Origin of the sequence: Mesorhizobium sp. M4A.F.Ca.ET.050.02.1.1 (assembly GCF_003997725.1) — a bacterium.
Taxonomy (GTDB): Bacteria; Pseudomonadota; Alphaproteobacteria; order Rhizobiales; family Rhizobiaceae; genus Mesorhizobium.
In genome coordinates, this window is sequence record NZ_RZSG01001083.1 from 1 (window position 1) to 1568 (window position 1568).

The following is a 1568-nucleotide window of genomic DNA, read 5'->3' on the forward strand; positions in this document are numbered from 1 at the left end:
ACCATGCGGTCGCCGCGCACGTCGAACCCCGACAGCGGCAAAGGCAGTCTTCAACACATCCGGTCCGGCGCCCGGCCGTGTTGCGTCCGTCGACAGGATCTGCCGGTAGCGGCGCGCCATATCGAGAAGGGCGGGCGGCTCGGCCATGTGACGCGCCACATGGTCGGCCTGTTCCACGGGCTGGCGGGTGCGCGCCGCTACCGGCAGATCCTGTCGACGGACGCAACACGGCCGGGCGCCGGACCGGATGTGTTGAAGACTGCCTTTGCCGCTGTCGACCTCAACGGGACGGCGGCCGAAGCGGCCTGAGGGCATTCAGTCGCGCAGGACCATGCGGTCGCCGCGCACGTCGAACCCCGACAGCGAGCCGATGAAGTTCATGCCGAGCAGGCTCTGGCCAAGCATGCCGGGCGCGGCGATCATCACGGCCATGTCCTTGCGCACGATGCCGCCGATCGCCACTTCGTCGGTTTTCACGGCGGCGGCGCGCGCCATGCCGTTGGCGGTCGAGACCGATATGGTGAAGTTGAGCGCGGCTGGATTGAAGCCGGCGGCCTGCGCATCCTCCGCGGTCAGCACGATGCTGGTGGCGCCGGTGTCGACGACGGCGCGCACTGCTGCACCGTTGACCAGGATGCGCGCTTCGAAATGGCCGTTGTCGGCCTTGTCCAGCGTCACCGTGGCGTGGCCGTCCTCCACGCCCAGCGCCAGCGGACTGCCGGGGATCAGGCCCGCCGTCACCCGGCTGGCGACATCCTGCAGCTCGTAGCGGTATTGATAGCCGGCGATCAGCGCCAGCACGATGGCCGCCCAGGTGCCGAGATTGCGTGCGATGTCGCCGAGCGGCCTGCCGGAGCGCAGCAGACCGGCGCCGATCAGCGTGCCGAACGCGCCGAGCCAGATCAGCCGGCTGAAATCGTAGTTGTCGACGCCAAACGTGCTGCCGGCCGAATCGTTGAGCATCAGCAGCAGCGCGCCGGCGCCGATCACCACCATCAGGATCCAGAACAGGCGGTTCATCGGCGTTGTCCGCTCACGACAGCACGTCTCGCTCGCGCGCCATGCGGGCGCGGCGCGTTTCCCGCCGTGGCCTGCGTTCCACCGTTTCCAGCCGAGCCGGCAGCTCGGCCATGACAGCACGGCGGACCTCCGGGGCCATCCCGATCCAGGCAGCAATCTCGTCGCGCGTGCGGCCGCAGCCGAAACAGTAGCCGGTTTTCATGTCGATCGAACAGACCAGGATGCACGGAGATTCTATGGCCGTCATGATGTTCTCTTGCGCTACTTCCACATGGTGCAACGCCAAGGCCAATGCAAGCCCTGGGGAATACGGCGCGCGCTGGTGTTTTCGCGTCAGTGACCGAAAGGATTGTGCCGGCGGATCAAGACGTCTATGCCGCTCACAACTTTCAGCAACGATGTAGTCCGCATGACCAGCGCATCGCCTTTCGACGATTTCCGCAACCTCTTGGCCAATCTGCCGCCGGCCGATCTGGCGGCCGAAGCGCACATCCGCGCGCTGTTTGCCAAGGCCGAAAAGCCTACGGCCTTGGCAAACAGCGCGCGGA

At 66.7% G+C, this 1568-nt stretch carries 2 protein-coding genes and 1 pseudogene; 1 reads left to right on the forward strand and 2 read right to left on the reverse strand.

Annotated features, from left to right (window positions below; genetic code table 11):
* A pseudogene (locus EOA33_RS35155) lies at nt 1–309 on the forward strand (hypothetical protein); the annotation flags it as partial.
* A gap of 6 nt (nt 310–315) precedes the next feature.
* On the opposite strand, the gene EOA33_RS35160 reads toward EOA33_RS35155, so the two are convergent.
* Together EOA33_RS35160 and EOA33_RS35165 are read right to left on the reverse strand one after the other, a co-directional pair.
* On the reverse strand, nt 316–1020 hold the full coding sequence (locus EOA33_RS35160; RefSeq protein ID WP_126054493.1) for a TIGR02281 family clan AA aspartic protease: 705 nt from the start codon (nt 1018–1020) through the stop codon (nt 316–318).
* A gap of 13 nt (nt 1021–1033) precedes the next feature.
* Nucleotides 1034–1267: a DUF1289 domain-containing protein gene (locus EOA33_RS35165; protein WP_126054494.1), complete on the reverse strand. Its 234-nt coding sequence runs from the start codon at nt 1265–1267 to the stop codon at nt 1034–1036.
* Nucleotides 1268–1568 lie beyond the last annotated feature (301 nt).

Coding starts and splice junctions, on each gene's coding strand:
- EOA33_RS35160 (WP_126054493.1), bottom strand. CDS start 1,020: ATGAACCGCCTGTTCTGGATCCTGATGGTGGTGATCGGCGCCGGCGCG.
- EOA33_RS35165 (WP_126054494.1), bottom strand. CDS start 1,267: ATGACGGCCATAGAATCTCCGTGCATCCTGGTCTGTTCGATCGACATG.